The organism is Pannonibacter sp. XCT-53, assembly GCF_009915765.1.
Lineage (GTDB): Bacteria > Pseudomonadota > Alphaproteobacteria > Rhizobiales > Stappiaceae > Pannonibacter > Pannonibacter tanglangensis.
This window is the reverse complement of the sequence record NZ_JAABLQ010000001.1, coordinates 2651469-2677035: the sequence shown is the minus strand read 5'-3', so window position 1 is coordinate 2677035 and position 25567 is coordinate 2651469. Positions and strand designations below refer to the sequence as shown.

Annotated in this window: 24 protein-coding genes; 20 read left to right on the top strand and 4 right to left on the bottom strand. The window is 68.0% G+C overall.

The genetic code is table 11. From position 1 onward, the window contains the following. The first annotated feature begins 50 nt into the window (after positions 1-50). The 4 genes from GWI72_RS11905 to lpxK all read left to right on the top strand — a co-directional run bounded on the left by GWI72_RS11905 (position 51) and on the right by lpxK (position 3447). Complete coding sequence (locus GWI72_RS11905) at positions 51-290, top strand: DUF4170 domain-containing protein (RefSeq protein ID WP_161676431.1); 240 nt, start codon at positions 51-53, stop codon at positions 288-290. 127 nt (positions 291-417) lie between these two features. Beyond that, positions 418-1116, top strand: coding sequence for a lysophospholipid acyltransferase family protein (locus tag GWI72_RS11900; protein WP_161676430.1), 699 nt, complete (start codon positions 418-420; stop codon positions 1114-1116). Then, positions 1109-2425, top strand: a complete 1317-nt coding sequence (locus GWI72_RS11895; RefSeq protein WP_161708758.1) for a 3-deoxy-D-manno-octulosonic acid transferase — start codon at positions 1109-1111, stop codon at positions 2423-2425. The genes GWI72_RS11900 and GWI72_RS11895 overlap by 8 nt, the downstream gene beginning before the upstream one ends. Then, positions 2425-3447, top strand: a complete 1023-nt coding sequence (gene lpxK, locus GWI72_RS11890; protein WP_161708757.1) for a tetraacyldisaccharide 4'-kinase — start codon at positions 2425-2427, stop codon at positions 3445-3447. Before GWI72_RS11895 ends, lpxK begins: the two co-directional genes overlap by 1 nt. Before the next feature lie 244 nt (positions 3448-3691). Here the strand turns inward: lpxK and GWI72_RS11885 are convergent, their stop codons facing one another. After that, on the bottom strand, positions 3692-3916 hold the full coding sequence (locus GWI72_RS11885) for a DUF2093 domain-containing protein (protein WP_161676427.1): 225 nt from the start codon (positions 3914-3916) through the stop codon (positions 3692-3694). A 326-nt stretch (positions 3917-4242) separates the two neighbouring features. Between GWI72_RS11885 and tldD the strand changes: the two genes are divergently transcribed. From tldD to GWI72_RS11870, 3 genes are all read left to right on the top strand, one after another. After that, positions 4243-5676: a metalloprotease TldD gene (gene tldD / locus GWI72_RS11880; protein WP_179956064.1), complete on the top strand. Its 1434-nt coding sequence runs from the start codon at positions 4243-4245 to the stop codon at positions 5674-5676. Beyond that, the gene (locus tag GWI72_RS11875; RefSeq protein ID WP_209000097.1) at positions 5676-6314 is read left to right on the top strand and encodes an HAD-IA family hydrolase; all 639 of its coding nucleotides are present in this window, start codon (positions 5676-5678) and stop codon (positions 6312-6314) included. The genes tldD and GWI72_RS11875 overlap by 1 nt, the downstream gene beginning before the upstream one ends. Positions 6315-6551: 237 nt before the next feature. Further along, the gene (locus GWI72_RS11870; protein ID WP_161676425.1) at positions 6552-8345 is read left to right on the top strand and encodes a monovalent cation:proton antiporter-2 (CPA2) family protein; all 1794 of its coding nucleotides are present in this window, start codon (positions 6552-6554) and stop codon (positions 8343-8345) included. A 279-nt stretch (positions 8346-8624) separates the two neighbouring features. Here GWI72_RS11870 and GWI72_RS11865 read toward each other — a convergent pair whose 3' ends face one another. Next, positions 8625-9113, bottom strand: a complete 489-nt coding sequence (locus GWI72_RS11865; RefSeq protein ID WP_161676984.1) for an invasion associated locus B family protein — start codon at positions 9111-9113, stop codon at positions 8625-8627. A 703-nt stretch (positions 9114-9816) separates the two neighbouring features. On the opposite strand from GWI72_RS11865, the gene coxB reads away from it, so the two are divergent. The 8 genes from coxB to GWI72_RS11830 all read left to right on the top strand — a co-directional run bounded on the left by coxB (position 9817) and on the right by GWI72_RS11830 (position 16511). Next, the gene (coxB, locus tag GWI72_RS11860) at positions 9817-10719 is read left to right on the top strand and encodes a cytochrome c oxidase subunit II (RefSeq protein WP_161676983.1); all 903 of its coding nucleotides are present in this window, start codon (positions 9817-9819) and stop codon (positions 10717-10719) included. 113 nt (positions 10720-10832) lie between these two features. After that, positions 10833-12428: a cytochrome c oxidase subunit I gene (ctaD, locus tag GWI72_RS11855; RefSeq protein WP_161676424.1), complete on the top strand. Its 1596-nt coding sequence runs from the start codon at positions 10833-10835 to the stop codon at positions 12426-12428. Positions 12429-12572: 144 nt separating this feature from the next. After that, positions 12573-13511: a heme o synthase gene (locus GWI72_RS11850; RefSeq protein WP_161708756.1), complete on the top strand. Its 939-nt coding sequence runs from the start codon at positions 12573-12575 to the stop codon at positions 13509-13511. 1 nt (position 13512) lies between these two features. Next, entirely contained in the window at positions 13513-13668 is a 156-nt protein-coding gene (locus GWI72_RS19940) for a hypothetical protein (protein WP_179956063.1), read from the top strand. Positions 13669-13713: 45 nt separating this feature from the next. Then, the gene (locus GWI72_RS11845) at positions 13714-14292 is read left to right on the top strand and encodes a cytochrome c oxidase assembly protein (RefSeq protein WP_179956174.1); all 579 of its coding nucleotides are present in this window, start codon (positions 13714-13716) and stop codon (positions 14290-14292) included. 58 nt (positions 14293-14350) lie between these two features. Continuing rightward, the gene (locus GWI72_RS11840) at positions 14351-15226 is read left to right on the top strand and encodes a cytochrome c oxidase subunit 3 (protein ID WP_161676421.1); all 876 of its coding nucleotides are present in this window, start codon (positions 14351-14353) and stop codon (positions 15224-15226) included. A gap of 85 nt (positions 15227-15311) precedes the next feature. Next, on the top strand, positions 15312-15698 hold the full coding sequence (locus GWI72_RS11835; protein ID WP_161708755.1) for a DUF983 domain-containing protein: 387 nt from the start codon (positions 15312-15314) through the stop codon (positions 15696-15698). Between the two features lie 6 nt (positions 15699-15704). Then, positions 15705-16511: an SURF1 family protein gene (locus GWI72_RS11830; RefSeq protein WP_209000096.1), complete on the top strand. Its 807-nt coding sequence runs from the start codon at positions 15705-15707 to the stop codon at positions 16509-16511. Positions 16512-16614: 103 nt separating this feature from the next. Here the strand turns inward: GWI72_RS11830 and GWI72_RS11825 are convergent, their stop codons facing one another. Continuing rightward, positions 16615-17100, bottom strand: coding sequence for a peroxiredoxin (locus GWI72_RS11825; RefSeq protein ID WP_161676419.1), 486 nt, complete (start codon positions 17098-17100; stop codon positions 16615-16617). 112 nt (positions 17101-17212) lie between these two features. Beyond that, the gene (locus GWI72_RS11820; RefSeq protein WP_244314336.1) at positions 17213-18211 is read right to left on the bottom strand and encodes a protein-disulfide reductase DsbD domain-containing protein; all 999 of its coding nucleotides are present in this window, start codon (positions 18209-18211) and stop codon (positions 17213-17215) included. A gap of 120 nt (positions 18212-18331) precedes the next feature. Between GWI72_RS11820 and GWI72_RS11815 the strand changes: the two genes are divergently transcribed. The 5 genes from GWI72_RS11815 to GWI72_RS11795 all read left to right on the top strand — a co-directional run bounded on the left by GWI72_RS11815 (position 18332) and on the right by GWI72_RS11795 (position 25522). Further along, positions 18332-18931, top strand: a complete 600-nt coding sequence (locus GWI72_RS11815; protein ID WP_244314232.1) for a YqgE/AlgH family protein — start codon at positions 18332-18334, stop codon at positions 18929-18931. 165 nt (positions 18932-19096) lie between these two features. Next, positions 19097-20503, top strand: coding sequence for a threonine synthase (gene thrC / locus GWI72_RS11810; protein ID WP_161708753.1), 1407 nt, complete (start codon positions 19097-19099; stop codon positions 20501-20503). Positions 20504-20640: 137 nt separating this feature from the next. Beyond that, on the top strand, positions 20641-21927 hold the full coding sequence (locus tag GWI72_RS11805; RefSeq protein ID WP_161708752.1) for a M16 family metallopeptidase: 1287 nt from the start codon (positions 20641-20643) through the stop codon (positions 21925-21927). Positions 21928-21945: 18 nt separating this feature from the next. Continuing rightward, positions 21946-22584: a GNAT family N-acetyltransferase gene (locus GWI72_RS11800; RefSeq protein WP_161676414.1), complete on the top strand. Its 639-nt coding sequence runs from the start codon at positions 21946-21948 to the stop codon at positions 22582-22584. A gap of 31 nt (positions 22585-22615) precedes the next feature. Further along, positions 22616-25522: an EAL domain-containing protein gene (locus tag GWI72_RS11795; RefSeq protein WP_161676413.1), complete on the top strand. Its 2907-nt coding sequence runs from the start codon at positions 22616-22618 to the stop codon at positions 25520-25522. Positions 25523-25567 lie beyond the last annotated feature (45 nt).

Here is a 25567-nt window from a genome sequence, read left to right as displayed (position 1 = left end):
GTCCGCCAGACCTCTCAACGGCCCCATGGCCTCTGGAGCGAGAACCGACGATGAGCACCGAAACGGGCACCAAACAGCTTCTGCATCTCGTGTTTGGCGGCGAACTGGATGATCCGGCCGGCCTGACCTTCCGCGATCTGGACAAGCTCGACATCGTCGGCATCTACCCGAACTATGCCACCGCCTACGCCGCCTGGAAGTCCAGGGCCCAGGCGACCGTCGACAATGCGCACATGCGCTACTTCATCGTCCACATGCACCGCCTGCTGGACCCCACCACCGCCGCCTGACCGGCGCCGGATCCGAACCCCGGATCGGCTGCCGGACGCCTCGGGCGGACGGGTGCGCTGGCGCCCGGGCGCCGGGGCAGCCCGCCGGAGCGCGGGTGTCCGCCACCGGTCGCCCGGAAGGACCTCCATGCTGAAGACACTTGGCCGGCATCCTGCGCTGCTCAAGGCCGTCGGCACCTCGCTGGCGGGCTGGCTGCGCTTCGTGCGCCGCACCAACAGCATGGTCATCGACCCGCCCGGGGCCTATGACCGGCTGAAGCCGGAGCTTCCGGTCATCGTGGCCATGTGGCACGGCCAGCACTTCATGATGCCCTTCACCCGCCCGGACGGCTGGCCCGTGCATGTGATGATCTCGCGCTCGGCCGATGGCGAGATCAACGCCATCGCAGCGGAAAGGCTCGGGCTTGGCCTCATTCGCGCCTCGGGCAGTCAGAAGGCGCACCAGATCGCCAAGCGCGGCGGCCTGCGTGGCTTCATCGAGGCGATGCGCGTGCTGCGCGAGGGCGGCAGCGTCGCCCTGACCGCCGACGTGCCGAAGGGTCCGGCACGGGTCTCCGGGCCCGGCATCGTGCAGCTCGCCCGCCATTCCGGCCGGCCGATCGTTCCCTTTGCCATTGCCACCAGCCGCTCGATCGAGCTGAACTCCTGGGACAAGGCCAGCATCAACCTGCCGTTCGGCCGGGCCGCCATTGCCATCGGCGACTTCATCCACGTCTCCTCCGAAGCCACCGACGAGGACATGGAGAACGCCCGCCTGCAGGTGGAGGCCGGGCTCAACGAGGTCACCCGGCGGGCCTACCAACTGGTCGGGCGCAGCGATGGCTGATCGGGACAAGGTTGCCCGTTCCCTGACCCTGCGCTCCTGGCGCCTGCTCGCCAGCCTGGCCCTCCCCATCCTGCGGCTGATCCATGCCTCGCGACTGAAGGCCGGCAAGGAAGACCCTGCCCGCAGCGCCGAACGCTTCGGCTTTGCTGCCGTGCCGCGCCCGGAGGGCCGGCTCGTCTGGATCCATGCCGCCAGCGTCGGCGAAACCAACTCCATCCTGCCGCTGGTCGAGCGGCTCACGGCCGACGGCCACGCGGTCCTGCTGACGACCGTGACCCGGACCTCGGCGGAGATCGCCGCGCAGCGCCTGCCGGCCGGCGCGATCCACCAGTTTTCCCCCTTCGACGCGCCGCAGCTCGTGACCCGGTTCCTCGACCACTGGCGACCGGACCTGGCGCTGGTGGTGGAGTCCGAGCTGTGGCCCTCGACCTTTTCCCTCCTGGCCCTGCGCGGCATTCCGCTTGTGATCGTCAACGGCCGCATGTCGGCCCGCTCCTTCGTCGGCTGGCGTCGGGCCGGGCGCATCGCGCGGGCCCTGTTCTCCTGCGTCGACCTGTGCCTGGCCCAGAGCCAGCCGGATGCGGCGCGCTACCGCCAGCTTGGCATTGCGGCCGTCCGCTCGCCCGGCAACCTGAAGTATGACGCGGAGCCGCCATCGGCCGATCCCGCGGCGCTTGCTGCCCTGTCCAGCCGTCTGGACGGGCGCACCGTCTGGCTGGCGGCCTCCACCCATCCGGGCGAGGAGGAAATCGCCCTCGACGCCCACGAGGACCTGCGCGCCAGACACCCGGACCTCCTGTTGCTGCTGATGCCGCGCCATCCCGCCCGCGGCGATGAGGTTGCGGCCATGCTGCAGGCCCGCCGTCTCGGGCACGCCCGCCGCTCGGCCGGCGAGCTGCCCGGTCCCGACGACAGCGTCTATCTTGTCGACACGCTCGGCGAGATGGGGGTCGCGCTGCGGCTTGCCCGGGCAGTCTTCCTTGGCGGCTCCTTCGCGCTCGTCGGGGGGCACAATCCGGTGGAGCCCGCCCAGCTCGGCGTCCCGCTCATCACCGGCCCGCATGTGGCCAATGCCCGGGCGCTCTACCGCGATCTCTGGGACGGGCAGGCGTCGCTGCGGGTGGATGAGCCGGCAGGGCTGGCTGCTGCCCTCGACGGGCTGCTGCGTGATCCTGTCGCTGCGGCGGCCATGGCCGCCCGCGCCCGGGCCGTGTCCGGCGAAGGCGCCGGTGCGCTGAAGCGCACGTTGGACGAACTCCAGCCCTTCCTCTACCCTGCAGCGAGCGACGGGAAGCCGGGAGACGCCTGATGAAGACCGCGCCAGCCTTCTGGTGGCAGCCGGGGCTCAGCCTCCGGGCCGCCCTTCTGGCACCGGCGGCCCTCGTCTATGGCGCCATCGCCGGCCGCCGCATGCTGGCGCGTCCCGTCTATGAGAGCCGGCTGCCCGTCGTCTGCATCGGCAATTTCACCGTTGGCGGCACCGGCAAGACCCCCTTTGCTCTGAGGCTGGCCGCCCTGCTGCAGGCCGGTGGCCATCGTCCCGTGTTCCTGCTGCGCGGCTACGGCGGGCGGGAGCGCGGTCCGCTCAGGGTCGATCCGGACCATCACACCAGCGGCCAGGTGGGCGACGAGGCCTTCCTGCTTGCCCGGGCCGCGCCGACCATCGTTGCGGCCGACCGGGCCGCGGGCGCCCGCCTTGCGGAAACCCTCGATGCCGACCTGATCCTGATGGACGACGGCTTCCAGAACCCGGCCCTCCACAAGGATCTGACCTTCGCGCTGGTGGATGCGGCCGTCGGAACGGGCAACGGCTTCGTCCTGCCGGCCGGACCGCTCAGGGCGCCGCTCGGCAGCCAGATCCTGCGGGCCGATGCGCTGGTCGTGGTCGGGGAGGGGGATCGCGCCGATCCGGTCATCCACCGGGCGGCCCGCCGGGCCTTGCCCGTGCTGCGGGCAAGGATCGAGCCCGAGGACACCCGGCGCTTCGAGGGTCTGCCCGTGCTCGCCTATGCCGGCATCGGCCGGCCCGAGAAGTTCTTCGACACCCTGCGCCGGCTCGGCGCCGATCTGCGCGAGACCCGGTCCTTCGCCGATCACCACGCCTTCCGCGAGGACGAGGCCCGCGACCTGATCACCCGCGCCGAGGCGGCCGGGCTCCAGCTTGTCACCACCGCCAAGGACATGGCGCGCATCGAGGCCAGCGACGGCGAGATCTTCCACTGGCTGGCCAAGGAAAGCGACGTGCTTCGGGTCACGCTCGCCGTCGAGCCGGAGGACCGGCTGCAGCAACTGGTGGCGGACGCCTTGCGCCGGCGGGCGTTCCGGGCCTGAGGCGGATCAGCATTGATTGGTTGACGCACCATCCCGGCAGGGACGGGTCCGCGTCATTCCGGACAAGGGGAGCGATGGCGACCCGCAGATCCGGACTCCAGCAGTTTCGGGCGAGCGCGGGCGAGCGCCTCATGCCTCACAGATCGCAGTCGCGGCCCTGATTGTCTTTTTGCGCTTCGCTGGCGCTCAGCTGGTCCGGGATGAGGCTGGAGAGGCTTTGCAATTCGGGGCGTGCAGGCGCAGATCAGCCGGCCTTGCCCTCGAACTGCAGGAAGCGGCTGTAGGCAGCCTCGGCATCGACATAGGCTTCCTGCCGCTCGACGCTCCAGTACTTCAGCTCGTCAAGCGGGATGGCCTTGCCCGTGACGACGCAGCGCACGAACGTGCCCGGCGCCTCGACCTGATAGTCGCCGTCAAGGTAACGGATGCGGGCCTCGCCCGGCACGCGCGGCGTTTCATAGCGGTTCATCGGCGTCCCTCGCAGTCTGCCAATCTCATGGTTTGCCGGTTATGCGGGAGGTGGCCTCCGGGGTCAATTGGCGTTGTTGCCAGCCGTCATGCCAGCCCTCTTGCCAGCCCACCTGCCAGCCGCGTTGGCGGCGCGGCAACAAGCCCGGGGATTACCGGTGGCGGTCGGGGGTGAAATCGCGGCCGAAAGGGCTATGTTAGGAGCCATGAACGACAGCCGGTGCCGACGCCCGCCAGATAGGGGGCCAGGCGGCTGGCCAGCTTGCTGGTCAGGGTCCGCCGGCCCGGCTGCCCGTGTCGTCGTCCCGCCGTCCGGAAAGGTTACCGATGAGCCAGATCCACGCCTCCGTCCCTGACCTGCTGGAGGCCTCCGGCCTTGGGCTGGAAACCGCCCGCCGTCTCACGGCCGACGCGCTCGCCGGCGCCGATGACGGCGAGCTTTTCGTCGAGTACCGCCAGTCCGAGGGGCTGGTCTTCGACAACGGCCGGCTGAAGTCCGCCAGTTACGACACCGCCCAGGGGTTCGGCCTGCGCGCCGTGGTTGGCGAAGCGGCCGGCTATGCCCATTCCGGCGAGATTTCGGCCGCGGCCCTGAAGCGGGCCGCCGATGCGGTGGCCGCCGTGAAGTCCGGCCACGCCGGCAGCTACGCCGCGGCCCCGGCCCGCACCAACACCCGCCTCTATGCGGATCTCAATCCGCTGGCGAGCCCGAGCTTCGAGGACAAGGTGAAGCTGCTGCAGGAGATCGACGCCTACGCCCGGGCGCGTGATCCGCGTGTGCGGCAGGTGTCCGCATCGATTGCCGGCTCGTGGCAGGTCGTCGACATCCTGCGTGCCGACGGCCACCGGGTCCGCGACATCCGGCCGATGGTGCGGCTGTCGATCTCCGTGATTGCCGCCTCCGGTGACCGCATGGAGGCCGGATCCTTTGGCTGCGGTGGCCGCGAGGGGTTCGAGCGCTTCATCACCCCCGAGACCTGGCAGGCCGGCGTGGACGAGGCGCTGCGGCAGGCGCTCGTCAACCTCGAGGCCGTGCCGGCCCCCGCCGGCACCTTCGATGTGGTGCTCGGGCCCGGCTGGCCCGGCATCCTGCTGCATGAAGCGGTGGGCCATGGGCTCGAGGGCGACTTCAACCGCAAGAAGACCTCGGCCTTCGCCGGGTTGATGGGCCAGCGCGTTGCCGCTCCCGGCGTCACCATCGTCGATGACGGCACCATTGCCGACCGGCGCGGCTCCATCACCGTCGATGATGAGGGCACCCCGTCCAGCCGCACGACGCTGATCGAGGACGGCATCCTCGTCGGCTACATGCAGGACCGCCAGAATGCCCGGCTGATGGGCATGGCGCCCACCGGCAACGGCCGCCGGCAGTCCTACGCCCACATCCCCATGCCGCGCATGACCAACACGGTGATGCTGGGCGGCGACAAGGACCCGGCGGAGATCCTTGCGTCGGTCAGGAACGGCATCTTCGCCGCGTCCTTCGGCGGCGGGCAGGTGGACATCACCTCCGGCAAGTTCGTCTTCTCCTGCACCGAAGCCTACCGCATCGAGGACGGCAAGATCGGCGCGCCGGTGAAGGGCGCCATGCTGATCGGCAACGGGCCGGATGCCCTGACCCGTGTCACCATGATCGGCAACGACATGAAGCTCGACCCCGGCCTCGGCACCTGCGGCAAGCAGGGCCAGGGCGTTCCGGTGGGGGTCGGCCAGCCGTCGATGCGCATCAACGCCATGACCATCGGCGGCACGGCGGTCTGATGATGCCGCTGATCCGGGACGCCCGCGCCGTTTCCTTCGTCCTGTTCGACATGGACGATGTGCTCTACGACTTCGACCACGAGGTCCGCATCGCGGCGCTGGAACGGTTGACGGGCCGGGGCCGCGACACGTTCGAGCACGCCATCTGGCACTCGGGCTGGGAGACGGCGGCGGAAGCCGGGGACCCGGCAACGCCGGAGGCCTATCTCGCCGGTTTTGCCGAGCGGCTCGGTCATCCGATCGACGCCGGCACCTGGACCGCCATCCGCGCCGCGATGATGCGGCCCCGGCCGGCGGCGCTGGCCCTGGCGAGTGCGGCCGCCGAACAGGCCGACGCCGCGCTCCTGACCAACAACGGCATGCTGCTGAAGGCGGCCCTGCCGGTCTGTGCGCCCGAGGCGGTCGAGATCTTCGGCGAGAAGTCCCACGTCTCGGCGGAGTTCGGTGCGCGCAAGCCCGATCCCGACGTGTTCCTGCGCATCTGCGCCCGCTACGGCCACGATCCGCGCCGGACCTTCTTCATCGACGACCGGCCGGAGAACATCGAAGGCGCCGAGGCCGCAGGCCTCATCGCTCATCTCTACGAGACCCCGGACGGTCTCCGCCGCGCCCTGCGGGCACTCGATTTCGAGGTGTGAGCCGGGCGCGCTTGGCGCCACATGCGCATCCGCCGGGCCGGGTTTCACTGATCCGGGTTTCCCCGGTCCGTGTCTCACCGGTCTGGGCCTCACCGGTCTGGGCCTAACCGGTCCGCAGGCTTGCGATCCCGGCCGCAGATGCGGCAAGACAGGTCAACCGGGGGCTTGACGGCTGTGATCGTGGCGGCCAGCCCCGTTGCCTGCAAGGGCTGACCCCAAGCCGGGAGCATGACGACGATGGCCGCTGAAGCTGCGCCGCCCCTCTTCAACGAAGCCATCCTGTTCCTGGCGGCAACGGTGGTTGCCGTGCCGCTCGCCCGCCGTCTCGGGCTGGGTTCGGTGGTGGGCTACCTCGCGGCCGGGCTTGCCATCGGTCCCTACGGGCTCAATGCCTTCGGCGCGGCGGACGCCATCCTGCCGGTTGCCGAGCTGGGCGTGGTCCTGCTCCTGTTCATGATCGGGCTGGAGCTGGATGCCGGCCGGTTGTGGCGGATGCGCCGTGACATCCTGGGCCTGGGCGGTGCCCAGGTGCTGGTCACCGGCGCGCTCCTGACCCTGCTGCTCCGGGGCGCCGGGGCAAGCTGGCCGCCCGCCCTCATCGCCGGTCTTGGCCTTGCCCTCTCATCGACCGCCTTCGCGCTGCAGATCCTGCAGGAGCGGGGACAGCTCGCCACGCCCTATGGCCAGCGCGGCTTTGCCATCCTGCTGTTCCAGGACATCGCCATCGTGCCGCTCTTGGCCCTTGTTGCCATTCTGGCGCCGGCGGGGGCCGGACCGGCCTCCGGATCGGCGCTTGCGGAAGTCGGCGTGACGGTTCTCGCCGTGGTCGCGGTGATCCTTGCCGGTCGCTACCTGGTGTCGCCGGTCTTTCTGGTTCTGGCCCGCAGCCGGGCCCGGGAGGTCATGCTGGCTGCGGCCCTTCTCGTGGCGCTCGGCAGTGCCGGCATCATGCAGATGGTCGGCCTGTCGATGGCGCTGGGGGCCTTTCTGGCCGGCGTGCTGCTGGCCGAATCGAGCTTCCGCCACACGCTCGAGGCGGACATCGAGCCCTTCCGGTCCTTGCTGATGGGGCTCTTCTTCGTCGCCGTGGGCATGTCGCTGGACCTTGGCTATCTCGCCGGCGCCTGGCATCTGGTGGCCCTGGCGGTTCCCGTCCTGATGCTGGTGAAGGGCGCGGTGCTCTGGGGGCTGGCGCGCCTGTTCGGGTCCACCAATGCCGACGCGCTGCGCATTGCCGTCACCCTGCCGCAGGGGGGCGAGTTTGCCTTCGTGCTGTTTTCCGCCGCCGTGCTCAAGGGCGTGATCGCGCCCGATCTGGCGAGCCTGCTGACCGCGACGGTCATCCTGTCCATGCTGTTCACCCCGCTGGCCTGTCTCGGCCTCGACCGTGTCGCCGCGCGGCTGCAGCCGGCGGGCGGGGGCCATGCGGTGGTCGAGAGCTTCGGGGCGGCGGTGCCGGTCGTGCTCATTGTCGGTTTCGGCCGGTTCGGACGCACGGTCGCGCAGATCCTGACCTCCGAGGGCCTCGCCGTCACCGCCATCGACAATGACCCCGACCGTCTCGCCTATGCCCGCGCGCTCGGCTATCGCGTGTCCTATGGCGATGCCACCCGGCAGGACGTGCTCTCGGCCGCCGGCGCGGCCGATGCGGCGATGATCGCGCTCTGCGTCGAGAGCGAGACCGTGATGCAGCAGGCCATCCTGGCACTCCGACGGCTCAATCCGGCGGCGCGGCTCTACTGTCGGGCGACCAACCGTCACCACGCGCTCGCCCTGACCCGGCTCGGCGTCGAGTACCAGATTCGCGAGACCTTCGAATCGAGCCTCGCCTTCGGCCGCGCGGCCCTTGCCGGTCTCGGCATCCCGCCGGATCGCATTGCCCAGATCGAGGAGGATGTGCGCCGGCGCGACGGCGAGCGCATGGCCCTGCAGCTGGAGCAGGGCGAGGACGCCGGCAACGACCGGCTCCATGCCGTCACGCCACGTCGTCCGGCGGGACCGGCCGGCCCCGGTTCCGACCAGGACCCGTGAGGCGGAACACCCCTCCGGAGCGGGAGGGGGGCTTCAGTCCGTTGTCGTCATTCCGGACAAGGTGAGCGTTAGCGAACCGTAGATCCGGGATCCAGCAGGTCTGTGCGAGCTGTGCGAGCTCAAAAACAAACCGAACCGATACGGGTTCCACCGGATCAACTGTGGCGCGCTTCGCGCGACTGATTTCTGGATCCCGGCTCGTCGCTTCGCTGACCGCTCAGCTTGGTCGGGATGACGACAGAGCGTTTGTCAGGTGTCTGCGTCCTGCTGCTGTGAGGCTTACGGCAGGGCGTCGAAGCCGGCCGAGAAGCCGTTCAGGGAAATCGGAATGCCGATCCCTTCTTCCGGCGTCTGGAAGATGATGAAGGTCGCCTGCTTGCCGCCCTTCATCTTGCCGACCAGGTCGTCCTGCAAGATCACCTCGGCAATGCAGCCGTTGGGCAGGCAGCGCACGAAACCGGCACGGCCGATGTCGGCATCGTCGACGCGAAGGCCGAGCCCCGATGGCAGCAGCACGCCGAGCGGGGCCAACACGCGCAGGATCTTGGCCTGCTTGTCCGCGGTCTTCAGCACGATCACCGACAGGCCGACGTTCTCGCGGTCTTCCGCCGTGACGTTCTGGATCAGCGCGCACTGTTCGCTGGCAGCACCCGGAGGCGTGTCGCAACGCATCTGCCAGTCGCCATGCACGGCCTTGACCTCGCCCTGCGCGAGGGCCGGGACGGCACCGGCCAGACCGGCCACGCCGATGGCAAGGCCGGCAAGCATCCGGGCCACCAGGGGAAGGGAGCGGGCATAAGTGCTGGGCAAGGAATGTCCTCCGGACGGATGTTCTGGGCCTCGGCCCGCGCTCGAATCAGGAATGCATCTGGCTGCAAGGATAGCCGCAGGCAGCGCCCTCGTTCCAGTCCGCTTTCAGCTTCTTCCCTGCCTTTCCGGGCAGGATTAAGGCCGCCGCGCAAAAGGGGACGGATGGCCTGTTGCCGCGGTCGGCACCTTGACCAGGATCAAACGGCAGAATTGACGAGGATCAACCAAACTGTCGGGGAGCGCGACCGAACGACGCCGACAAACCCGTTGCAGGACAAGGATTCTTGTGGTTTCTGTGCGCTGCCTCGGGGTGCTGCAAGGGGCCTGCGTCAGAACGTCGCTGTCAACGCAGGCACATCGCGGTATATTCGGGTTTGTGCGTAATATCGCACGCAACAGGACGCGCAGACCGGCTTCCCCCGCCAAGCCCCGCAAGGGCGATGCGGGCGAGAGGAGCCGGTGAACGTGTCCCTTCGGATTTGTCTGGTGGGTCTTCCACCGGTGTTTCGAGCGGGGTTTTCCGCCTGGATCCAGGCGCTGGCCCCGCAGGGTTTGCCGAAGCGGGCGTGACCGCCGCTGACGCAGGGACGATGTGAGCGAGATCCGCCGACGGCGGACTAGGGAAGGGAGCGTGGACGTGAAGGCAATCTTCAAGCGTCTCATGGCGGCCGCCGCGGGCGCCGCAGGTCTGGCCGCAACGGCCGGATCGGTGATGGCTCAAGATGCAGCAGGTGCCATGTCGCCGTGGCAACTCGGGTTCCAGGCCTCGGCCTCCAGCGTGATGGACGACATCCACTGGTTCAACAACATGACGCTCGTCATCATCACGGTGATCACGCTGTTCGTGCTCGCCCTGCTGGTGATCGTGATGGTCCGCTTCAATGCGCGCGCCAACCCGACCCCGTCGCGCACGTCGCACAACACCCTGATCGAGGTCGTCTGGACCGTGGTCCCGATCCTCATCCTGGTGGTGATCGCGGTTCCGTCCTTCCGCCTGCTGTACAAGCAGCTGGAGATCCCGCCCTTCGACATGACCATCAAGGCGACCGGCTACCAGTGGTACTGGGGCTACGAGTACACCGACGAGGCGCTCGCCGGCATCAGCTTCGACAGCCTGATGGTCAAGGACGACGAGCGTGCGGCCGTTGCGCAGGCGCGCGGCGTGTCGATCGACGAGGTCCCGCGGCTCCTGGCGACCGACTATGACGTCGTGGTTCCGGTCGGCAAGACCGTCCGCGTCCAGGTTACCGCCGCCGACGTGATCCACGCCTTCGCCATGCCGGCCTTCGGCGTCAAGATCGACGCCGTGCCGGGTCGCCTGAACGAGACCTGGTTCCGCTCGGAGAAGACGGGCGTGTTCTACGGCCAGTGCTCGGAGCTCTGCGGCAAGGATCACGCCTTCATGCCGATCACGATCCGCGTCGTGACCCAGGAGCAGTTCGACACCTGGGCGGCAGCCGCCAAGACCGATCTTGACGACGCCAACAAGCAGCTGATGGCGGCCCTGGCCGCCGAGCGCAAGGTTGCCGACGCCGGTGCACCGGCAGCCGTGACTGCCCGCTGAGGCAACGAACATCGGGCGCGGCTGACTGAGCGGCCGCGCCTCGTCAGGTTCTGGGTGGTGTGTGCCGCAAGGCGGCGCCCGCCCGTTTGGGAATAACACGAGGGAGCACGACCATGGCTGCGACCGCCGCACATGCCGCGCACGATCACCCGACAGGGTGGCGCCGGTGGGTCTATTCGACCAACCACAAGGACATTGGTATTCTCTATCTGATCTTCGCGATCATCGCCGGGATCATCGGTGGCGCGCTCAGCGTCGGCATCCGCATGGAACTGCAAGAGCCCGGCATGCAGTTCTTCGGTGACCCGCACTATTTCAACGTGTTCACGACGGCCCATGGCCTCATCATGATCTTCTTCATGGTGATGCCGGCCCTCATCGGCGGCTTCGCCAACTACTTCGTTCCGATCATGATCGGTGCGCCGGACATGGCGTTCCCGCGCATGAACAACATCTCCTTCTGGCTGCTGCCGCCGTCCTTCGCGCTGCTGCTCCTGTCGCTGTTCGTCGAAGGCCCTCCGGGCGCGACCGGTGTGGGCGGTGGCTGGACGATGTATCCGCCGCTGTCGACCTCGGGCCAGCCCGGCCCGGCCGTTGACCTCGCCATCTTCGCGCTGCACGTCTCCGGCGTGTCGTCGATCCTGGGTGCGATCAACTTCATCACCACCATCTTCAACATGCGCGCGCCTGGCATGACCATGCACAAGATGCCGCTGTTCGCCTGGTCGGTGCTGATCACCGCGTTCCTGCTGCTGCTGTCGCTGCCGGTTCTGGCTGGCGCCATCACCATGCTGCTGACGGACCGCAACTTCGGGACGACCTTCTTCAGCCCGGCCGGCGGTGGTGACCCGATCCTGTACCAGCACCTGTTCTGGTTCTTCGGTCACCCGGAAGTGTACATCCTGATCCTGCCGGCCTTCGGCATCGTCAGCCACATCATCTCGACCTTCTCGCGCAAGCCGGTCTTCGGCTACCTCGGCATGGCCTATGCCATGGTCGCCATCGGCGTCGTCGGCTTCATCGTGTGGGCGCACCACATGTACACGGTCGGCATGTCGGTCGAGACGCAGGCCTACTTCGTCGCCGCCACCATGGTGATCGCGGTTCCGACGGGCGTGAAGATCTTCTCGTGGATCGCCACGATGTGGGGCGGCTCGATCGAGTTCCGCACCCCGATGGTCTGGGCTATCGGCTTCATCTTCCTGTTCACCGTCGGTGGCGTGACGGGCGTGCAGCTCGCCAACGCCGGTCTCGACCGTGCGCTGCATGACACCTACTACGTGGTGGCCCACTTCCACTACGTTCTGTCGCTCGGCGCCGTGTTCGGCATCTTCGCAGGCTGGTACTACTGGTTCCCGAAGATGTTCGGCTACATGTACAACGAGACCATCGGCAAGCTGCACTTCTGGATCACCTTCATCGGCGTGAACCTGATCTTCTTCCCGCAGCACTTCCTCGGCCTGAACGGCATGCCGCGCCGCTACGCGGACTATCCGGATGCCCTGCACGGCTGGAACTTCGTGTCGTCGATCGGCTCCTACATCTCGGCCTTCGCGGTCCTGGTGTTCCTGGTCGGCATCATCGAAGCCTTCGCCAAGAAGCGTCAGGCTGGCAACAACCCGTGGGGTGCCGGTGCGACCACGCTGGAGTGGACCCTGTCCTCGCCGCCGCCGTTCCATCAGTTCGAGACCCTGCCGCGCATCAAGTAAGCGGCGCTCGAACGCAGAGATCGGCCACCGCGCTCCGCGCGGTGGCCACTTGACCAACAACGGGGCACCGTCCTTCGGGACGTGACAGACCCCGGACCAGGGATCCCCGGCAGGACCGGGCGCAAGTTTCAAAGGGTTTGGCTGATGTCGCTCGTCGAGCGCCCAGACACGATGATTGACGATCCGGTCACCTGGCAGGGTGGCATGGGCTCCGTCGGCGACTACGTTGCGCTGCTCAAGCCGCGCGTCATGTCGCTCGTGATCTTCACCGCCTTCGTCGGCATGATGCTCGCCCCCGGCAGCCTCCATCCGGTGGTCGCCGGCGTCGCGCTGCTGTGCATCGCCATCGGGGCAGGAGCCTCCGGCGCGCTGAACATGTGGTATGACGCCGACATCGACCGGATCATGAGCCGCACCGCAAAGCGGCCGATTCCCGCCGGCAAGATCACGCCGGACGAGGCCCTGGCCTTCGGCATGACGCTGTCGATCGGCTCGGTCGTGATGCTGGGCCTGCTGGTCAACTGGTTTGCCGGCGCGTTCCTGGCCTTCACCATCTTCTTCTATGCCGTCATCTACACGATGTGGCTGAAGCGCTCGACGCCGCAGAACATCGTCATCGGCGGCGCCGCCGGCGCCTTTCCTCCGATGATTGGCTGGGCCTCCGTCACGGGCAGCGTGAGCCTCGAGAGCGTCATCCTGTTCCTGATCATCTTCATGTGGACGCCGCCGCATTTCTGGGCCCTCGCGCTGTTCAAGAGCAACGATTACCGTCAGGCCGGCGTGCCGATGCTGCCCGTCGTGGCCGGCGAGGATGCGACCCGCACCCAGATCCTGCTCTATTCGCTGGTGCTGGTGCCGCTTGCCATCAGCCCCTGGCCGCTCGGCTTTGCCGGTCCGGTGTACGGCGTCGTCGCCACCGCGCTCGGCGCCGGGTTCCTCGGCCTCGCCTGGCGGGTCTACCGCCTCCGCGAGGGGGATGCCGCGCGCAAGGCGGCGGTGCGCCTGTTCAGCTTCTCGATCCTGTATCTGTTCCTGCTCTTCGCCCTTCTCCTGGGTGAGAGCCTCGTGACCCGGATGATGTGACATGAGTGAAGAAGGCATCCGCCTGACCCCGGAGCAGAAGCGGTTGCGCCGCGCCCGCTCGCTGGCGATCGGGATCGCGCTCGCCGCCATGGTCGGGCTCATCTACTGGGTCACCGTCGTGCGCCTCGGCGCCAACGTTCTCAACCGTCCGCTCTAGGAGTTATCCGTGACCGACACGCAGAACAGCAGTCCCGAAGCCGACATGTCTCGCCGCAATCGCCGCGTAGCGACGATCTGCGCGGGCGTGTTCTTCGGCATGGTCGGCATGTCCTATGCCGCAGTCCCGCTCTACGACCTGCTGTGCCGCGTGACCGGCCTCGGCGGCACCACGCAGCGCGCCGAGGAAGCCCCGGACACCATCATCGAGCGCAAGATCACCGTGCGCTTCGACGGCAACGTCACGCCGGGTCTCGGCTGGGAATTCGCCCCCGAGCACCGCGCGGTCACCATGAAGATGGGCGAAACCGGCCAGATGGCCTATGTCGCCCGCAACGCCGGCCCCGCGCCGTCGGTCGGCACCTCGGTGTTCAACGTGACCCCGTTCGAGGCGGCCGTCTATTTCAACAAGCTGGAATGCTTCTGTTTCACCGAGCAGCCGCTGGCGCCCGGTGAAAGCGTGAACATGCCGGTCGTTTTCTTCGTCGACCCGGCGATGGACAAGGATCCGGAACTCAAGCACGTGACCGAGATCACCCTGTCCTACACCTTCTATCCGGCGGAGACGCCGGTCAAACCGGTCGCAGCCAAGTCCGACGACGCGGCCGCGCCCAACAGACTTTGAGCACCTGGCGCCTGCGCCGGTGACTTACGCAGAATTTGGAACTTTGGGGAGCACGCCCATGGCTGAGGCACATAGCAAGAACCACGATTACCACCTGGTCGATCCCAGTCCGTGGCCGTTCCTGGCGTCCGTCGGCGCCTTCTTCATGGCAATCGGCGGCATCGGCCTGATGCGGTACACCACCGGCCGTGAGTTCGAGGTGTTCGGCGTGAACCTGGCCGGCAGCGGCCTGTTCATCATCGGCCTGCTGATCGTGCTCTATGTCATGTACGGCTGGTGGCGTGACACCATTCGCGAGTCGCTGCAGGGCCATCACACCCGCGTCGTGAACCTGCACCTGCGCTACGGCATGATCCTGTTCATCGCCTCCGAGGTGATGTTCTTCGTGGCCTGGTTCTGGGCCTTCTTCGACGCCTCGCTGTTCGTGGACGAAGCGATCCAGTACCAGCGCGTCGAGGCGACCGGCGGCGTCTGGCCGCCGCAGGGCATCGAGGTGTTCGACCCGTGGCACCTGCCGCTGCTGAACACCCTGATCCTGCTCCTGTCGGGCACCACCGTGACCTGGGCGCACCATGCGCTGCTGGAGAATGACCGCAACGGCCTGAAGTGGGGCCTGATCCTCACCGTTGCCCTCGGCGTGCTCTTCACGATCTGCCAGATCTACGAATACACCCACGCCACCTTCGAGTTCGCCGGCAACATCTACGGCGCGACCTTCTACATGGCGACCGGCTTCCACGGCTTCCACGTCTTCGTCGGCACCGTCTTCCTCGCCGTCTGCCTGGCGCGCGCGCTGGCTGGCCAGATGAGCCCGCAGAAGCACTTCGGCTTCGAGGCGGCTGCCTGGTACTGGCACTTCGTCGACGTGGTCTGGCTCTTCCTCTTCGCCACCATCTACATCTGGGGCGCCTGGGGTGTTGTGCCGCACGGCTGAGGTCGGGTAATCCGTCTATCCTTGCAAGGCCCGGTCCGGATCCCCGGACCGGGCCTTGTCGTTCGTACCCAGGCAGGAGACCGCCATGCCGGACCAGGCTCATCATGCGCCGCAGGATCCGTTTCGCTGCGGACTGGCCGGCCGCTGTCCCCGCTGCGGCGAGGGGCGGCTGTTTGCAGGATTCCTGACGACACGGCCGGACTGCGCGGCCTGCGGCCTCGACCTCGGCTTTGCCGACAGCGGCGACGGCCCGGCCGTCTTTGTCATCATGCTCGTCGGCTTCGTGATCGTCGGCCTCGTGCTGTGGGTTGAACTCGCCTTTACCCCGCCTATCTGGCTGCATCTGGTGCTCTGGCTGCCCTTGACGTCGGCGCTTGCCCTTGCGGTGCTGCGACCGCTCAAGGGGCTGATGATCGCGCTGCAGTACCGCAACAATGCCGCCGAAGGCCGGCTTGATGATCAGGAAGAGTGATAGTCCATGACGCAGACGACGAAGCGCCCGAGCGATCCCCAGCCGGCGGCGTCCGGTGCGATGCGGCGCCTCCTGCTGCCGACGCTCCTCGGGCTCGCTGCCCTCGCCATCCTGCTCAACCTCGGGCTCTGGCAGCTCAACCGCCTGGCCTGGAAGGAGGGGCTGATCCGGCAGGTCGAGCAGAACCTCACGCTGGACCCGGTCGCGGCTCCGGGCCCGGACCGCTGGGCCACCGGCGCTGCGCCGATCGGGGACTACCTCCGCGTCCGGGTGACGGGCGCATTCCTGCCGGGCGAGGCCTATTACTACAACGCCCTCACCAGCCCGAAGGGCCATTACGGCGGGCCCGGCTACTTCGTCCACGCCCCCTTCCGCACCGACGACGGCTGGATCGTGATGGTGAACCGGGGCTTTGTCCCCGACCGGTTCGTCGCGCCGGACAGCCGCCCCGGCAGTGCGGTGCCCGCCGGGCCTGTCACCCTGACCGGTATCCTGCGTCTTGGCGAGACGCCGAACATGACCACGCCGGCGCCGGATCTCGCAAGGCGCATCTGGTTCGCCCGCGACCCGGCGGCCATGGCATCGGCCCTCGGGGCAACCGGTCCGACGGCACCCTTCGTCATCGACGCGGATGCCGCCTTCACGCCTGCCTCGGGCTTGCCGCAAGCCGGCGAGACGGTGGTCCGGTTCAAGAATGACCACCTCGGCTATGCGCTCACCTGGTTCGGGCTGGCGGCGACCCTGGTCGGCGTTTACATCGCCTATGCCTGGTCGGTGCTGCGCCGTCCGGACCCGAAGAAGCCGGAGGCCTGACCTCCAGGGCTCCGGCGGCTGCGGTCACGGCGCGCCCGGACAAAAAAGCCGGAGGCGCGAGGCCCCCGGCTGATCATGATCTCGAACGGCGGCTGACGCGGGATCAGAGCGTCTCGAGCAGTGCTGCCGCGCCCGACACGGTCGCCTGACCCGGAGCGTCCTCGACGTTCAGCTGGGTGACGACGCCATCCTTGGCGAGAAGGGCGAAGCGCTTGGAGCGGATGCCCATGCCGAAGCCCGTTGCGTCCAGTTCCAGGCCAAGCGCCTTGACGTAATTCGCGCTGCCGTCGGCGAGGAAGACGATCTTGTCGCCGGCGCCGGTCGCCTTCTTCCAGGCATCCATGACGAACATGTCGTTCACCGACACGACGGCGATGGTGTCCACACCCTTGGCCTTGAACGCATCATGGTGCTCGACGAAGCCGGGCAGGTGGTTCATGTGGCAGGTCGGGGTGAACGCGCCGGGGACGCCGAACAGAACGACCGTCTTGCCCGAAAAGATCTCGGCAGCGTTCATTTCGACCGGGCCGTCTGCGCCAATGACCTTGAATACGCCGTCCGGAAGACGGTCGCCAATGCTGATGCTCATCCTGAAAACTCCGCGTCGGGAAAGCTCGTCGACAGCGGTGCCTGACGGCCCCGGTGCCACCTCCGAGATAGAGTGAGACGCTCGCGCCGTCGAGCCCCGACCTTTCGTTTTTCTACCGGGTGGCAGCAAGGCTCGGCGGCGCGTCGACGGCAACAGCCACGCCCGTGTCCCGGTTGAGGCGGACCGTCTGGGTCACCGCCTTGCCCCCCGCCACGAGCACGAAGCTCAGCGTCACTTCGGTCCGGCTCTTGGGCAGGCCGGACAGGGCGAGCACCCAGTCGCCCGTTGCCTTCTTCCAGTCCGGCTGCCGGCGTCGCGGCACGCCGAGCGACAGCGCGTCCGGTGCTGCCACGAACACGCTCACGTCGTCGAGCGTCAGCCCGGCCGGCAGGGCCAGGCTGATGTCCAGCTTCTCCTTCTGCGCGTCCTTGCGCAGGAACAGGCGAGAGACCTGCGGGCTGTCGGGGCCCGGCGCGCCGGGCACATCCGCCAGCGCCCGGGCAATCGCCCGCGCGCTCGCCGGATCCGGCTGAGCCGCCGGCTCCAGCGCCAGTGCCACCCGCGCCTCGCCCGGAATGCAGATCTCCTTGCAGATGCCGAACGTGACAGTCAGGTCAAGATCGACCGGCCGGGCCGGATCCTGCGGCGTCACGACCAGCGGCAGCAGCACGCCGTCCTTGTAGATGTTCGACTGGCTGAAGCCGTCATCATAGCGTTCGGGATAGGGAAACTGCACCGCGACCATGGCGATGTTGGACGACGGACGGGCGTCCAGCTCCGGCGGAATGCCGGCCTCGCCCGGATGCATCCAGTAGGTATGCCAGCCGGGCTCGAGGGCAAATTCCAGCCCGGCGCCGTAAGTCCCGTCCGTCAGGGGGCCGGCGCTGACCAGCCGCACCATGCCGCCTTCAAACGTCACCCACGCACCCACCCCGGCCCGCGCCGGACCAGGGACGAGCCCAATGCCGAGACCAATGGCGAGACCGGGCAGGGCAGCCAGCGCGGCCGCGAGGACGAAAGACAGGAACGGACGACGTGACCATGACGACTGGAACCGGATCATGCGGATGACATACCCGATTTTCCCGCGTCCGTCGCCGGTCGCCTCCATCACCGTCCTCTCATTTTGCCGTGAGCATTGGCCTTCCCCTGTCGCACCTGCGAAGATGGTCGTTAACAAAGGGGGCTTCTGCGTCTAAGCTTCGATTCCATGAACCCGCAGGGTGAGGAGATGATGGGTCAAAAGCTGCAGCAGCAGTGGCTGGACGGGAACTTTCTCATCGCCATGCCGCATATGGCCGACGGGCGCTTTGCCCACTCCGTGATCTATGTCTGTGCCCATTCCTCGGAGGGCGCGATGGGGCTCGTGCTGAACCAGCCGACGCCGCACCTGTCGATGGCCGACCTCCTGACCCAGCTGCGCATCGTGTCCGACGTGGATGCGATCCACCTGCCGCATCGCCTGCGGGCAATGCATGTCCACCGCGGCGGACCCGTGGAGACAGAGCGCGGCTTCGTGCTGCATTCCGACGACTTCCTGATCGAAAGTGCCACGCTGCCGATCCAGGACGGTGTCTGCCTCACCGCCACGCTGGAAATCCTGCGGGCGCTGGCCGAGGGCCGCGGCCCTGCGCGTGCCATGCTCGCCCTCGGCTATGCCGGCTGGGCGCCCGGGCAGCTCGAGCAGGAGATCCAGGCCAATGGCTGGCTGACCGGCCCTGCCGATCCGGAGCTGATCTTCGACCACGACCAGGCCTCGAAATGGGAACGGGCGCTGTGGCGGATCGGCGTCGATCCCGCCATGCTCTCTACCGACGCCGGCCATGCCTGAGGGCCGCCCGCTGCCCCGCTGCCGGCCACACGGCAGCGCTGCCGGCCGCAATTGGCGTTTGCGCCGCTTTCCGATCTATTTTAAGGGTCGCTACCAGGGAAGTGTCCCGGCCGCCTGCAGGCTGACCGGGACCGGTGACAGCAAGATGACAAGGGATCCGGCCCGGTGAAATACATCAGTACGCGTGGCGAAGCACCCGTCCTCGAGTTTCAGGATGTCCTGCTGCAGGGCCTCGCCCGCGATGGCGGCCTGTATCTGCCCGAGAGCTGGCCGGTCTTCGACGCCGCCACCATTGCCGGCTTTGCCGGCAAGCCCTATGCCGACGTTGCCCTTGCGGTGATCCGTCCCTTCGTTGGCAGCGCGATCCGCGAGGCCGATCTCAAGCGGATGATCGACGAGGCCTATGCGAGCTTCCGCCACAGCGCCGTGACGCCGCTGGTCCAGATCGCCCCGAACCGCTTCGTGCTGGAGCTGTTCCACGGCCCGACGCTGGCCTTCAAGGACGTTGCCATGCAGCTTCTGGGCCGGCTGATGGATCACGTCCTCGCCGAGCGCGGCGAGCGGGCGACGATCGTCGGTGCCACCTCCGGCGACACCGGCGGCGCGGCCATCGAGGCGTTCCGCGGCCGCGAGCGCACGGATGTCTTCATCCTCTTCCCTGATGGCCGCGTGTCCGACGTCCAGCGCCGGCAGATGACGACGCCGACCGAGGCCAACGTCCACGCCCTCGCGCTGAAGGGCAACTTCGATGACTGCCAGGCCATCGTGAAGGGCATGTTCAACAACTTCGCCTTCCGCGACCGGGTCGGCCTGTCGGGCGTCAACTCGATCAACTGGGCCCGCATCCTCGCCCAGATCGTCTACTATTTCGTCGCCGGCGTGGCCCTCGGTGCGCCTTACCGGCCGGTCTCCTTCACCGTTCCGACGGGCAACTTCGGCGACATCTTTGCCGGCTATGCGGCGATGCGCATGGGACTGCCGGTGCACCGGCTGATCGTTGCCACCAACGTCAACGACATTCTCGTGCGCACGCTCGAGACCGGGCGCTACGAGACGCGCGGTGTGGCCGCCACCATTTCCCCGTCGATGGACATTCAGGTGTCCTCGAACTTCGAGCGGCTGCTCGCCGAGGTTCACGGCCGCGATGGCGCCGCCGTCCGCGCCATGATGGCCTCGCTCGCCCAGTCGGGCAGCTTCTCCATCGCACCGGGTCCGCTCGCCGACATCCTGAGACACTTTGCCGGCGGTCGGTGCAACGAGGCCGAGACGGCGGCAACGATTTCCGGCACGCTGCGCGACACCGGCTATCTGCTCGATCCGCACACCGCCATCGGCGCGCATGTGGCTGGACAGCTCGATGATGGCACCGTGCCGATGATCGTGCTGGGCACGGCGCATCCGGCCAAGTTCCCGGCGGCCGTCCAGGCGGCATCCGGCCTTCATCCGGACCTGCCGGACCGGCTGCAGCCGATGATGACGGCGGCGGAGCGGCAGACGGTCCTCGCCGCCGACCAGAAGGCGGTCGAACAGCATATCGAGGCCACCGCCCGCGCGGTGAAGAGCCTCGCCTGAAGGGGGGGCGGCACCCTTGCGTGCCGCCAGGACGGGCGTGCCGGCAAGGCCGGCCGACCGGAACGACAAGACGGGGACCGTGCGTCCGGTCCCGGCCCGTGGCCGGACCTGACGCGCGCCTCGCCGGGAGGACCAGGATGGACGTACAGATTACCCGGCTCGACAACGGCCTGACCGTCATCACCGACCGCATGCCGCATCTGCGGACCGCCGCGCTCGGGGTCTGGGTCCGCACGGGGTCCCGCGCCGAGACCCCGGACCAGAACGGCATCACCCATCTTCTGGAACACATGGCCTTCAAGGGCACGCGCACCCGCACGGCCCGCTCCATCGCCGAGGAGATCGAGGCCGTCGGCGGCGAGCTCAACGCGGCCACCAGTGTCGAGCACACCAACTATTACGCCCGCGTTCTGGCCGAGGATGTGCCGCTCGCCGTCGACCTGCTGGCCGACATCCTGCAGAACTCGGTGTTCGATCCGGAGGAGCTGGAGCGCGAGCAGCACGTCATCCTGCAGGAGATCGGCGCGGCGCAGGACAGCCCCGATGATCAGGCCTTCGACCTGTTCCAGTCGACGGCCTGGCCGTCCCAGGCCATCGGCCGTCCGATCCTGGGCACGCCGGACAGCGTGACGAGCTTCACACGCGCCTCGCTCGAGCAGTATCTCGCCGAGCGCTACCGTGGACCCGAGATGGTGCTGGCGGCCGCCGGTGCCGTGGATCACGACGACATCGTCCGCCGCGCGCATGACCAGTTCGGCGGTCTCGGCGCCAGTCCGGCCGCCGATGTCGAGCTGGCCGCCTATCACGGCGGCGAGGGCCGGGTGGTCAAGGACCTGATGGAAGCGCAGATCCTGATCGGCTTCCCCGGCCAGCCCTACAAGTCGCGGGACTATTACGCCGCGCAGATCCTTGCCTCCGTTCTCGGCGGCGGCATGTCCTCGCGGCTGTTCCAGGAGGTCCGTGAAAGCCGGGGCCTCTGCTACGCCATCTATGCCTTCCACTGGGCCTTCCACGACACCGGGCTGTTCGGTGTCCATGCCGCAACCGGCGAGGCCGACATTGCCGAGCTGATGCCGGTCCTGGTCGGGGAGCTGGAGCGCGCCTGCGTCGACATCACGGAAGCCGAGGTCGCGCGTGCCCGCGCCCAGATCCGCGCCGGCCTGATGATGGCGCTCGAAAGCCCGGCGGCCCGAGCCGGCCAGATCGCGCGCCAGATGCTGATCCATGGCCGCACGCTGACGCTTGAGGACATCACCGCCCGCATCGAGGCCGTGACGGCCGACAGCGTGCGTGAGCTGGCGCTGGCGACCTTCGTCAATTCGACGCCGACCCTGACCGGGCTTGGTCCCGTCGGCGCCATGATGGGGCTCGACGAGGTGACGGCGCGGCTGGGCAAGCCGGTCCGCCAGCTCGCGTCGGCCTGACGACGGCCGGGAGCGCCCATGCCCCTGCTGCGTTCCTTCGGTGTGTCGGAAGCCGAGCCGCTGCTGAAGGGCGAGACCGTCTACCTGCGTCCGCCCGTGATGGCGGACTACCGGCAGTGGGCGGAGCTGCGCGAGGCGAGCCGGTCCTTCCTGACCCCGTGGGAGCCGATCTGGCCGGTCGATGACCTGACCCGTTCGGCCTTCCGCCGCAGGCTTCGGCGCTATGCGGGCGAACGGCGCGAGGGGCGCAGCTATCCCTTCTTCCTCTTCTCGGCCGCCGATGACCGGCTGCTCGGCGGTGCCACCCTGTCCAACATCCGGCGCGGCGTGTCGCAGGCCTGCTCGCTCGGCTACTGGATGGGCGCCCCCTTCGCGGGAAAAGGCCACATGGGCCGGGCGGTCGCCTTGATCATGCCATTCTGTTTCGATGTCTTGCGGCTGCACCGGATCGAGGCGGCGTGCCTTCCCACGAACGCGCCGTCCATCCGGCTGCTGCAGCGCAGCGGCTTCGTCCAGGAAGGCTATGCGCGGCGCTATCTTCACATCAACGGCGAGTGGCAGGACCATCTGCTCTTTGCCCGCCTCGCCGATGATCCGCTGGTCACAGGCGCGTTCTCTCCACAATGGACCAGCGGCGTCGTGAAAGACCCCTTGTGACATGGGTGCCAACCCGGTAGTTCTTCCAGCCATGCCCGTTTCCGATCTTGTGCTGGCAAGCCGCAGGCTTCGTCACGCCGCCGCGTTCCTGGTGCTTGTGCTGGCGCTCTTCCTGGGCGGGCGTGCGCATGCGCTCGAGCCGATTCCGGTGCCGCTCGACGTCGAGGCGCTGGAGCTGACCAACGCGATCGACATGTATCCGGGGGCTGGCCCGCGCCTGCAGGTCTCCACCGCGCCGGGCGCCGACGGCATCGTCCGGCGCATCGAGGTGGTCTCGCGCGACGGGATCAACAGCGACTGGGCCGTCTTCTCGCTGACCAACACCTCCGACGAGCAGATCGACCGCCTCATCGTCGCCCCGTTCTACCAGCTGGTCGGCTCGCGGATCTTCTGGCCTGATCTCGGCAAGTCCCGGGTGGCCTCGATCACGCCCAGCCAGGGCATCGCCCCGGAGCGGCAGAAAAGTCTCGAGGCGGATGTCTTCCTCGTCACCCTCGACCCCGGCGCCATCGTCACCTTCGTCGTCGAGCTGACCACGCCCGAACTGCCGCAGATCCGCCTCTGGGAGCCTGACGCCTACGAGGAGACGGTCAACGCCTATACCCTGTATCGCGGCATCATCCTCGGCATTTCCGGGCTTCTGGCGCTGTTCCTGACCATTCTCTTCGTGGTCAAGGGCACGGTGATGTTCCCGGCGACCGCCGCCCTTGCCTGGGCGGTGCTGGCCTATCTCTGCATCGACTTCGGCTTCTGGAGCCGGGTCTTCAACCTGACACAGGGCGAGGACCAGCTCTACCGCGCCTCGGCCGAGGTGATGCTGGCGGCCAGTCTCATCATCTTTCTCTACGCCTATCTGAACCTCAACCGCTGGCACATCCGCTACTCCCACCTGGCGCTCGGCACGCTGACCCTGCTGCTCGGGCTGCTCGGCGTGGCGGTGTGGGATCCCTCGATTGCGGCCGGCATCGCCCGCCTGGCGCTCGGGATGATCGGCATCATCGGCTTCGCCACCGTCCTGGTGCTGGCGCTGCAGGGCTATGACCGGGCGATCATGCTGATCCCGACCTGGTTCCTGCTCACGATCTGGCTCGTCGGCTCGGCCATGACGGTCACCGGCGTCATCGCCAACGACATCGTGCAGCCGGCGCTCGGCGGCGGCCTCGTGCTTGTCGTCCTGCTGATCGGCTTCACGGTGATGCAGCATGCCTTTGCCGGCGGTGCCATCGTCCAGGGCCTCATCTCGGATGTGGAGCGGCGCGCCCTCGCGCTCACCGGGGCAGGGGACATCATCTGGGACTGGGACATCGACCGGGACCGCATCTACACCGGCCATGAGGTCGAGGATCTTCTCGGCCTGCGTCACGGCACGCTCGACGGGCCGGCCCGCGACTGGCTCGACGTGCTGCACCCGCAGGACCGCGACCGCTTCCGTGCCACGCTGGACGCGGTCATCGACCAGCGCCGGGGCAAGGTGCAGCAGGATTTCCGCCTGCGCTCCGAGGACGGTCATTTCCGCTGGTTCCGCCTGCGTGCCCGGCCCATCCTCGGGTCGGATGCGGAGGTCATCCGCTGCGTCGGCACGCTGCTCGACATCACCGAGCAGAAGACCGCCGAGGAACGCCTGCTGCATGACGCGGTGCATGACAACCTGACCGGTCTCGCCAACCGGGAGCTGTTCATGGACCGGCTCAATGCGGCGCTGGCCCGCGCGCGCGCCGACGGTGCGATCAAGCCCTCCGTGCTCATCCTCAATCTTGACCGGTTCAAGCAGATCAACGACGGCATCGGCCTGTCGGCCGGCGATTCCATCCTGCTGACCATCGCCCGCCGTCTGGACCGCCTGATCCAGCCGCAGGATGCGCTGGCGCGCCTGAACGGTGACCAGTACGGGCTGATCCTGCTGTCCGAGCAGGAGGCTGACCGCATTGCCCAGGTTGCCGATGCCCTGCGCAAGGCCGTCCGCGCGCCGATCACCTACGGCGACCGCGAGGTCTTCCTCACCTGTTCCATCGGCTTTGCGCTGCATGACGGCGGCAAGCAGACGGCCGAGGAACTGGTGACCGACGCGGAGATCGCGCTCAACCATGCCAAGCGCCTCGGCGGCGACCGGCAGGAAGTGTTCCGCCCGATCCTGCGTCCGCTTGGCCGCAACGTGATCGACCTGGAGGGCGACCTGCGCAAGGCGATCAAGGACGGCGAGCTGGACGTCTACTACCAGCCCATCGTCCGCCTTGCCGACCAGTCGGTGGCCGGGTTCGAGGTCCTGTCGCGCTGGAAGCACCCCAAGCGCGGCCAGATCGCGCCGAGCGAGTTCATCCCCATCGCCGAGCAGTCCGGCCTGATCAACGAGCTGGGGCTCTACGTGCTGACGCGCAGCGCGCGTCAGCTGGCCGAGTGGCAGGACAAGATCCGCACGCCGGCCCCGCTCTTCGTCTCGGTCAACATCTCCTCGCGGCAGCTGCTGCGCCACGACCTCATCAACGAGGTGAAGGCGATCCTGTCGCGCTCGCGCATCGCGCCCGGCACGCTGAAGCTGGAGCTGACTGAATCCATCGTCATGGCCAATCCCGAGTATTCGGCCAAGGTGCTGGAGCGGCTGCGCGCGCTTGGCGCCGGCCTGTCGCTGGATGATTTCGGCACCGGCTATTCCTCGCTGAGCTACCTGCAGCGGTTCCCCTTCGACACGATCAAGATCGACCAGTCCTTCGTCCGTCCGAACGGGCGCAGCGCCCGGCCGGTGATCCTGCGCTCGATCGTGGCGCTCGGGCACGATCTGGGAATGGCCGTTGTCGCGGAAGGGGCGGAGGGCGAGTCGGACGCGCTCGAGCTGCTGCAGCTCGGCTGCGAATATGCTCAGGGTTATTTCTTCGGCGAGGCGATGTCCGCCGACGAGGCCACCGCCTACATCCGCAAGACCTACGAGGCGCAACCGGCCTGACCGGCTGGCCAACCAGTGCGGCAGGTCGCCCTGCTCCGTCGGACA

Bases quoted from the DNA above. Each gene is read 5' to 3' on its own strand.
- GWI72_RS11795 (WP_161676413.1), top strand. From the start codon at position 22,616: ATGCCCGTTTCCGATCTTGTGCTGGCAAGCCGCAGGCTTCGTCACGCC.
- GWI72_RS11850 (WP_161708756.1), top strand. From the start codon at position 12,573: ATGTCGCTCGTCGAGCGCCCAGACACGATGATTGACGATCCGGTCACC.
- GWI72_RS11895 (WP_161708758.1), top strand. From the start codon at position 1,109: ATGGCTGATCGGGACAAGGTTGCCCGTTCCCTGACCCTGCGCTCCTGG.
- tldD (WP_179956064.1), top strand. From the start codon at position 4,243: ATGAGCCAGATCCACGCCTCCGTCCCTGACCTGCTGGAGGCCTCCGGC.
- GWI72_RS11870 (WP_161676425.1), top strand. From the start codon at position 6,552: ATGGCCGCTGAAGCTGCGCCGCCCCTCTTCAACGAAGCCATCCTGTTC.
- GWI72_RS11845 (WP_179956174.1), top strand. From the start codon at position 13,714: ATGTCTCGCCGCAATCGCCGCGTAGCGACGATCTGCGCGGGCGTGTTC.
- GWI72_RS11900 (WP_161676430.1), top strand. From the start codon at position 418: ATGCTGAAGACACTTGGCCGGCATCCTGCGCTGCTCAAGGCCGTCGGC.
- coxB (WP_161676983.1), top strand. From the start codon at position 9,817: ATGGCGGCCGCCGCGGGCGCCGCAGGTCTGGCCGCAACGGCCGGATCG.
- GWI72_RS11820 (WP_244314336.1), bottom strand. From the start codon at position 18,211: ATGGAGGCGACCGGCGACGGACGCGGGAAAATCGGGTATGTCATCCGC.
- GWI72_RS11865 (WP_161676984.1), bottom strand. From the start codon at position 9,113: ATGCTTGCCGGCCTTGCCATCGGCGTGGCCGGTCTGGCCGGTGCCGTC.
- GWI72_RS11800 (WP_161676414.1), top strand. From the start codon at position 21,946: ATGCCCCTGCTGCGTTCCTTCGGTGTGTCGGAAGCCGAGCCGCTGCTG.
- GWI72_RS11835 (WP_161708755.1), top strand. From the start codon at position 15,312: ATGCCGGACCAGGCTCATCATGCGCCGCAGGATCCGTTTCGCTGCGGA.
- GWI72_RS11815 (WP_244314232.1), top strand. From the start codon at position 18,332: ATGATGGGTCAAAAGCTGCAGCAGCAGTGGCTGGACGGGAACTTTCTC.
- GWI72_RS11830 (WP_209000096.1), top strand. From the start codon at position 15,705: ATGACGCAGACGACGAAGCGCCCGAGCGATCCCCAGCCGGCGGCGTCC.
- GWI72_RS19940 (WP_179956063.1), top strand. From the start codon at position 13,513: ATGAGTGAAGAAGGCATCCGCCTGACCCCGGAGCAGAAGCGGTTGCGC.
- GWI72_RS11840 (WP_161676421.1), top strand. From the start codon at position 14,351: ATGGCTGAGGCACATAGCAAGAACCACGATTACCACCTGGTCGATCCC.
- GWI72_RS11825 (WP_161676419.1), bottom strand. From the start codon at position 17,100: ATGAGCATCAGCATTGGCGACCGTCTTCCGGACGGCGTATTCAAGGTC.
- GWI72_RS11875 (WP_209000097.1), top strand. From the start codon at position 5,676: ATGATGCCGCTGATCCGGGACGCCCGCGCCGTTTCCTTCGTCCTGTTC.
- ctaD (WP_161676424.1), top strand. From the start codon at position 10,833: ATGGCTGCGACCGCCGCACATGCCGCGCACGATCACCCGACAGGGTGG.
- GWI72_RS11805 (WP_161708752.1), top strand. From the start codon at position 20,641: ATGGACGTACAGATTACCCGGCTCGACAACGGCCTGACCGTCATCACC.
- GWI72_RS11905 (WP_161676431.1), top strand. From the start codon at position 51: ATGAGCACCGAAACGGGCACCAAACAGCTTCTGCATCTCGTGTTTGGC.
- lpxK (WP_161708757.1), top strand. From the start codon at position 2,425: ATGAAGACCGCGCCAGCCTTCTGGTGGCAGCCGGGGCTCAGCCTCCGG.
- GWI72_RS11885 (WP_161676427.1), bottom strand. From the start codon at position 3,916: ATGAACCGCTATGAAACGCCGCGCGTGCCGGGCGAGGCCCGCATCCGT.